The following is a 6,808-nucleotide window of genomic DNA, read 5'->3' as shown; positions in this document are numbered from 1 at the left end:
CGGCAGCGTGCGCTGCACGCGCCGCGGCGAAGGACGCGCGCTGCTCGGCGATCCGCGCACCGCACTCACCTGGCTGGCCAACGAGCTGTCCTCGCTGGGCGTCGGCCTGCGCGCCGGCGACTGGGCCTCGTGCGGGACCTGCATGGTGCCGCTGGCGGTGCAGCCGGGCGACCGTGTCGAGGCCGACTACGGCAGCTTCGGCATCATCGAGATCGGCGTGTCCCGCTAGGGCCGCCTGCAGCGGCAGCTCACGCGGGCGGCCCGACGGCCCGCATCGCCTCGCCGAGCTCGGTGTCGCCCTGGTCGATCAGGACCTGCGCCGCGCTCACGCGATCGCGCGTCTCGCGGTTCTGGCTGAGCTTGAACTTGCCCACCAGGCGCGCCACCGCGATCTCCAGGCCCACGATGGACTTCAGCATCGCGTCGATGTAGTCGCTGGGCGCGTCGCCCATCTTCCACGGGCGGGGCTGGCCGGCCTCGTGCTGGCGCGTGAGCCGCGCCACCAGGCCGCGCACGTAGCGCTCGTCGTCGCGCACGGTGATGGTCCCGTGGGCATGGACCACCCGGTAGTTCCAGGTGGGCACCAGCTTGTGCGCCTCGTGTTTGCTGGGGTACCAGTTGGGCGAGACGTAGGCCTGCGCGGCACGGAACACCACCAGCACCTCGTCGCCGTCGGCCACGCTCCGCCACAGCGGGTTGTCGCGGGCCACGTGGGCGCGCAGCACGCCGTGCGGGCCCACGCCGGCGTCCAGTTCGAACGGCACGTGGTTCGCGTCGAGGCCACCGCTGCCGTGGGTGACCAGCATGCCCAGCGGGTGGCGGGCGATCAGGTCGTGCAGGGCCTCGGGCCGCCGCTCCTCGAAATGGCTGGGCAGGTACATCCTGGCTCCCCGGCAGATGGGTTTCGAACGGCCCGATTGTCAGGCGGCTGCCGGTTCGGTGCCCGCGAGATATGGCCCGATGTTGCGCATCGCCTGCGCCACATAGGCCTCCTTCTCACCCACCGGCGCCACGTAGTGCAGCGCGCTCTCGGCCACGGCCACGCCCTGCAGCCGCGCGATGACCCACGCCGCCAGGTAGGCCGAGGCCAGGCAACCGCCCGCGGTGGCGAGGTTGCCGCGCGCGAAGAAAGGCTGGTTCAGCACGTCGACGCCGGCCTCCTGGACCCAGGGTTTGGTGATCAGGTCGGTGCAGGCCGGCACCTCGTGCAGCAGGCCCAGCTTCGCCAGCACCAGCGTGCCGGAGCATTGGGCACCCAGCAGCTGCCGGGTGGGGTCGAGCCGCTTCAGTTGACGCATCAGCGCGGCATCGGCGATCACCTCGCGGGTCTGCAGGCCGCTGCCCACGATCACGGCGTCGGCCGCCACGGCGTCCTGCAGCGAGGCCTGGGCCTCGATGACCACGCCGTTCATCGAACGGACCCGGGCGCTCGGGCTGGCGATCGACACGCGCCAGCCGGGCTGCTTGACGCGGTGGAGGATGCCGAGGGCGATCAGGGAGTCGAGCTCGTTGTAGCCCTCGAAAGTGAGGATGGCGATGTGCATGGGCTCGATGCTAGGCGTGCCAATCAATACAATCAAATAATTGTCATGCATACAACATCGCCCCATGGCCCAGGCCCGGTACAAGCAGGTCGTCGACCGGTTCGCCGCTGAGATCACGGGCGGCCGCCTGCCGCCCGGCACCCGCCTGCCCACGCACCGGCAGCTCGCGGCCGACGAGGGCCTGGCGCTGGTGACGGCCAGCCGCGTCTATGCCGAGCTGGCGGCCATGGGCCTGGTGAGCGGCGAGACCGGCCGCGGTACCTTCGTCAAGGAAACGGCGGTGCCGCGTGGCCAGGGCGTGGACCAGCACGCGGTGGCGGCCGACATGCTGGACCTGAACTTCAACTACCCGTCGCTGCCGGGCCAGGCCGAGCTGTTGCGGAACGCGCTGCGCCAGCTGGCCGCGGCCGGCGACCTGGAGGCGCTGCTGCGCTACCAGCCGCACGGCGGCCGCCCGCACGAGCGGGCCTCGGTGGCACGGCATCTGGCGCGCCGCGGGCTCGCGGTGCCGGGCGAGCAGGTGATGCTGGTCGACGGCGCGCAGCACGGCCTGGCCACCACCGTGATGGCGCTGCTGCAGCCCGGCGACGTGGTGGCGGTCGACGCCCTCACCTACCCCGGCTTCAAGCTGCTCGCCGAGGCCCACCGCCTGGAGCTGGTGGCGCTGCCGGCCGGCGCGCACGGCAGCGAGGGCCCCGACCCCGACGCGCTGGCCGCGCTGTGCCGGCGCCGCCGCGTCAAGGCGCTGTACGCCATGCCGACGATGCACAACCCGCTGGGCTGGGTGATGAGCGCGAGCCGCCGCCGCGCCCTGGTGGCGGTGGCGCGGCAGCACGGGCTGCTCGTCATCGAGGACGCCGCCTACGCCTTCCTGGTGGAGAAGGCGCCGCCGCCGCTGGCGGCGCTGGCACCGGAGACCACGGTCTACGTGTCGGGCTACTCCAAGAGCGTGGCCACCGGCCTGCGCGTGGGCTGCGTGGCCGCGCCGCCGCAATGGGTGGGCGCGATCGAGCGCGCGATCCGCGCCACCACCTGGAACACGCCGGGCGTGATGACTGCCATCACCTGCGGCTGGCTCGACGACGGCACGGTGGACCGGCTGGAAGCCGGCAAGCGCCGGGACGCGCGCGCGCGCCAGCAACTCGCGGCGCAGGTGCTGGGCGCGCTGCGGCGCGTGAGCCACCCGGCCTCGTACTTCGTCTGGCTGCCGCTGGCGGAAGAGGTGCGCGCCGACCAGGTGGCCGCGGCGCTGATGCGCGAGCGCGTCTCGGTGTCCACCGCCGAGCCCTTTGCCACGTCGGCGCGGGTGCCGCACGCGATCCGGCTGGCGCTGGGCTCGGTGGACTTCGACACGCTGCGCGAGGCGCTGGAGACCGTGGCGGCGGTGATCGCCGAGCGCACGTACTGAGAGGCATCGACCTTCGCACGCGGTCGAAGGCGGTCGCCTCGGCGGCGCGCCCGGCCTCCGCATGGCCGCGCTTCCGACCCCTTGAAACCGCCGCACCGGCCCCTACTTCGAGAACCGAGCCGGCGGGTCGGTCTCCTGCCGGTGCCAACCCCTGCATCGGAGGACATACACCATGTACGAATCGATCCTGAATCACCCGTACAGCCTGTTTGGCCAGTTCGAGCGCCTGCGTCGTGAACTCGACGACGTGTTCGGCGTTTCCGGGTTGCCCAACAGCATCCGCTCGGTCGCCGCGGGCACGACCCCGGCGATCAACATCGGCCGCACCGCCAGCAGCGTGGAGATCTATGCCTTCGCGCCCGGCCTGGACGCGTCGAAGATCGAGGTCACGCTCGACCGCGGCGTGCTGCGCATCTCGGGCGAGCGCGCGCCGGGCATCCCGACCGGCGACCCCAAGGTGCAGGTCTATGCCCGCGAACGCGGCACCGGCCGCTTCGCCCGGGCGATCTCGCTCCCCGACGATGTGGATGCCGCACACGTGAACGCGAGCTACCGCGACGGCGTGCTGCAGGTCAGCGTGGCGCGCCGCGAATCGGCCCAACCCCAGCGCATCACCGTGCAGTGACGCGCCAGCACGACACACAGGAGAACCCATCATGAGCGACAAGAAGCAAGTGACCGCCCGCGCCGCCGTCGACACCGAACAGCAACGTGCCGTGTCACCCGCGGTCGATGTGTTCGAGGACGCCTCCGGCATCACGCTGCTGGCCGACATGCCCGGCGTGCCCAGGGATCAGCTGGATCTGAAGATCGAGGGCGACGCGCTGCTGATCGAAGGCGCAGTGCAGCAACCCACGCCCGATGGCCTGGAGGCGGTGTATGCCGAAGTGCGGGTGCCGCGCTACCGGCGCAGCTTCACGCTGAGCCGGGAGCTCGACACGGCGCGCATCGACGCCAACCTGAAGGACGGCGTGCTGACCGTGCGGATCCCCAAGCAGGCGCACGCGCAGCCGCGGCGGATTGCCGTGACCTCGGGCTGAAACCTCGCCGCCGTCGGCATGCGGCGCCCTCGGAGCACGCGGGGGCGCCCGCGGGTCGGGGCGATGACCGCTACATCGCGTAGTCGCCGCTGGCCTCGGGCTGGAACAGCAGGGCCACCACCTCGGCGGCCCGCGCCTCGCCCGCCGGCGTGGACCAGCGCGCCACGGCGCCGACCGTCAGCCCCAGCAGGCTGCAGCCCACCGGCGACAGCACCGACACGAACCCGCCGCGGGCTCCGCGTCGGCCGGGTAGCAGAGCGTGAGCCGGCTGCGCAGGCCGCTGGCCAGGTCGTGCAGCAGCACCTGCGAATACATGGTCACCACGTCGGGCCGGACCTGGCGTGAGGGCACGACGGTGCAGGCGTCGAGCAGCGGCTCGATCGCCGCGGCAGCGACGCCGGGCCGCTGACGGCGCGCGAGGCTCAGCAGACGAACATGGTCCAGCTCGGTGAGCGTGCGCTCGAGTGTCAAGACTTCCACGGGGCATTCCTTCGATGAGGGGCGCCGTGCCGGGCCATCGCCGGCACACGCCATCGCGCGGGCTGGGGGCCCGGCGATCGGAGGTTTGCGCAGAGGGGGTGGAGGTGATCGCCGGGCCTAGGGGTGTGCGGCCGGCAGACGGGTGCGCGAGCCCGCCCCGGCCCGCAAGGCGGGTCCGCGCAGCGCGGCGGTGCGGGCAAGGGAGCACATGGCGGCACTCTAGGCGGCCCTCCTCAGGGACGCAACGGACGGCGGCCAAGTCGCACTGCGGCGTGGGCGTATTGCCTCGACGGCGGACCGGGACGCTGCGCTCAGATCTTCGGGATGCGCAGCGTCTTGCTGATCATCAGCGTGCCCGACAGCGCGAACATCAGCACCAGCGGGTGCAGCGTCCAGCCGGCGATCGACCAGGCGCCGCCGGGCGGCGGCGCCGTGAGGCCGCCCTGCTGCCACGCGATGGCCGCGAGCACCGCGGTCAGCACCACGCTGGTGGGAATGGGCGTGCCCTCGAAGTACGGCACCTTGGCGGCGCCGGCCGACAGGCTCTCGGCGGTGACGTTGTAGCGCGCCAGCCGGCTCACGCCGCAGCACACGAAGTAGATCAGCACCACCACGTCCCAGCCGCCGCGCAGGCCCGCGGCGAACGCCAGCGCTGCCGGGGCCACGCCGAAGGAGATCACGTCGGCCAGCGAATCGAGCTCGCGGCCCAGCGCCGAGTGCTGCTGCCGCCAGCGCGCCACGCGGCCGTCGAGCCAGTCGAACGCGAAGGCCAGCGGCGCCATCGCGGCAGCCCACAGGAAGTCGGACAGCTCGCCGCTGCCCATGTAGAGCATCGCCAGGAACACGCCGGCCGTGCCGCAGGCGGCGTTGCCCAGCGTCACGAAGTCCGCGAGATGGAAGCCGCGGATCATCGACAGGTGGCGCGGGAGCGGCTTGGATGGCGGTGTGTCGTGGGGCATGCAGACCTCGGCGAGTGCGGGCAGTGCTGAATTGCAGGGACGGCGATGGTCTCAGCGGCTGTCGCCAACCGGCGCCGCCCTGACGATGCGCGAGGGCACGGCGAACGTGCCGCCGCCCAGGTGGTGCAGCGTGTGCAGCTCGGCGTTGTCGTCGCGGAACGACCAGCGCCCGTCGGCGAACACGCGCGGGTCGGCCTGCGCCGAGACCACCTCGCCGAACACGGTGTCGTAGGCCGCCTCGGTGAGCGGCTCGGGGATGCGGCGCAGCTCCAGCCAGGCCACGCAGCCTTCGACGAGCGGCAGGCCCAGCACCGGACCCGGTGTGGCGCGGAGGCCGAAGCGGGCGAACTTGTCGACCTCGCGCCCGCTCTCGCTGCCCACGGCGTAGCTCAGGTCGGCCAGCGCTGCGCACGGCAGCCCGATCGCGAAACGGCCGCTGGCCTCGAGCAGCTCGCGCGTGAAGGTCTTCTTGTCGACCACGACGGCGATGCGCGGCGGCGTGAACTCGACCGGCATCGACCAGGCCGCGGCCATCAGGTTGCGGCGGCCTCCGTGTTCGGTGACGATCAGCACCGTGGGGCCGTGGTTGACCAGGCGGCTGGCATGGTCGAGGGTGACGGGGTGCATCGGCATCATGCGGGCAGTCTACGGGGGCGGCAGCGTTAGCATCGGCGCCGTCATGAAGCGCACCGTGCCCCAGCAGCCCCACGGAAGCTTCCTCGCCAGCTTGGCGACGGCGCGCTGAGCGAGCGCGATGAGCCTGCTCCCCCTGCTGCGCCACCTGTCATGGCCCGAGCTGCGGCACCACGCCGCACGCCACGCCATCGCCGTGCTGGCGGTGATGCTGGGCGTGGCGCTGGCGTTCTCGGTGCACCTGATCAACGCGTCGGCGCTGTCGGAGTTCGGCGCGGCGGTGCGCAGCGTCAACGGCGAGCCCGACCTGAGCCTGCGCGCCGTGAGCGGCAGCGGCTTCGACGAGGCGCTCTACGGCCGCGTGGCCACGCACCCGCAGGTGGTGCTGGCGTCGCCGGTGGTCGAGGTGGACACCTACGCGCTCGACGCGCAGGGCCGGCGCGTGGCGCTGCGGGTGCTGGGGCTCGATGCGCTGGTGGCCCCGGCGCTCTCGCCGACCCTGCTGCCCGAGCCGGCCGCCGGTGCCGACCGCCTGGCGATGCTGGACCCTGGCGTGGTGTTCCTGAACCCGGCCGCGCAAGCGCTGCTGAAGCCGGACGGCGGCGACGGCCTGCTGCGCATGCAGAGCGGCCTGCGCCTCGTGACGCTGCGCATCGCCGGCGGCAGCAGCGCGCCAGGCGCGCCACTGGCCCTGATGGACCTGGCCGGTGCGCAGCAGGCCTTCGAGCGGCTGGGCCGGCTGAG

At 72.7% G+C, this 6,808-nt stretch carries 7 protein-coding genes and 3 pseudogenes; 5 read left to right on the top strand and 5 right to left on the bottom strand.

The window, feature by feature from the left end; all coding sequences use genetic code 11:
- Positions 1 to 229: pseudogene (locus tag Y694_RS25005) on the top strand (hydratase); the annotation flags it as partial.
- Between the two features lie 19 nt (positions 230 to 248).
- On the opposite strand, the gene Y694_RS18680 reads toward Y694_RS25005, so the two are convergent.
- Positions 249 to 881, bottom strand: a complete 633-nt coding sequence (locus Y694_RS18680) for an FMN-binding negative transcriptional regulator (protein ID WP_036235257.1) — start codon at positions 879 to 881, stop codon at positions 249 to 251.
- Positions 882 to 920: 39 nt separating this feature from the next.
- Positions 921 to 1,544: a DJ-1/PfpI family protein gene (locus Y694_RS18675; protein WP_036235255.1), complete on the bottom strand. Its 624-nt coding sequence runs from the start codon at positions 1,542 to 1,544 to the stop codon at positions 921 to 923.
- Between the two features lie 64 nt (positions 1,545 to 1,608).
- Between Y694_RS18675 and Y694_RS18670 the strand changes: the two genes are divergently transcribed.
- The 3 genes from Y694_RS18670 to Y694_RS18660 all read left to right on the top strand — a co-directional run bounded on the left by Y694_RS18670 (position 1,609) and on the right by Y694_RS18660 (position 3,992).
- Entirely contained in the window at positions 1,609 to 2,952 is a 1,344-nt protein-coding gene (locus Y694_RS18670; RefSeq protein ID WP_036235253.1) for a PLP-dependent aminotransferase family protein, read from the top strand.
- Between the two features lie 172 nt (positions 2,953 to 3,124).
- Positions 3,125 to 3,577, top strand: coding sequence for an Hsp20/alpha crystallin family protein (locus Y694_RS18665; RefSeq protein WP_036235252.1), 453 nt, complete (start codon positions 3,125 to 3,127; stop codon positions 3,575 to 3,577).
- A gap of 31 nt (positions 3,578 to 3,608) precedes the next feature.
- The gene (locus tag Y694_RS18660) at positions 3,609 to 3,992 is read left to right on the top strand and encodes an Hsp20/alpha crystallin family protein (protein WP_036235250.1); all 384 of its coding nucleotides are present in this window, start codon (positions 3,609 to 3,611) and stop codon (positions 3,990 to 3,992) included.
- 70 nt (positions 3,993 to 4,062) lie between these two features.
- Here Y694_RS18660 and Y694_RS18655 read toward each other — a convergent pair.
- The 3 genes and pseudogenes from Y694_RS18655 to Y694_RS18645 form a co-directional block, all read right to left on the bottom strand.
- Positions 4,063 to 4,472, bottom strand: a pseudogene (locus Y694_RS18655) (GreA/GreB family elongation factor).
- A gap of 311 nt (positions 4,473 to 4,783) precedes the next feature.
- Positions 4,784 to 5,431 carry a phosphatidylcholine/phosphatidylserine synthase gene (locus Y694_RS18650; protein WP_036235249.1) on the bottom strand — a complete coding sequence of 216 codons (648 nt, stop codon included), beginning with the start codon at positions 5,429 to 5,431 and terminating at the stop codon, positions 4,784 to 4,786.
- 51 nt (positions 5,432 to 5,482) lie between these two features.
- Positions 5,483 to 6,067 carry a flavin reductase family protein gene (locus tag Y694_RS18645; RefSeq protein WP_036235247.1) on the bottom strand — a complete coding sequence of 195 codons (585 nt, stop codon included), beginning with the start codon at positions 6,065 to 6,067 and terminating at the stop codon, positions 5,483 to 5,485.
- A 118-nt stretch (positions 6,068 to 6,185) separates the two neighbouring features.
- Here Y694_RS18645 and Y694_RS18640 point away from each other — a divergent pair.
- Positions 6,186 to 6,808 (top strand): annotated as a pseudogene (locus Y694_RS18640) (ABC transporter permease); the annotation flags it as partial.

The organism is Methylibium sp. T29-B (assembly GCF_000576225.1).
Taxonomy (GTDB): domain Bacteria; phylum Pseudomonadota; class Gammaproteobacteria; order Burkholderiales; family Burkholderiaceae_C; genus Methylibium; species Methylibium petroleiphilum.
This window is presented reverse-complemented; position numbering and strand designations above follow the sequence as displayed.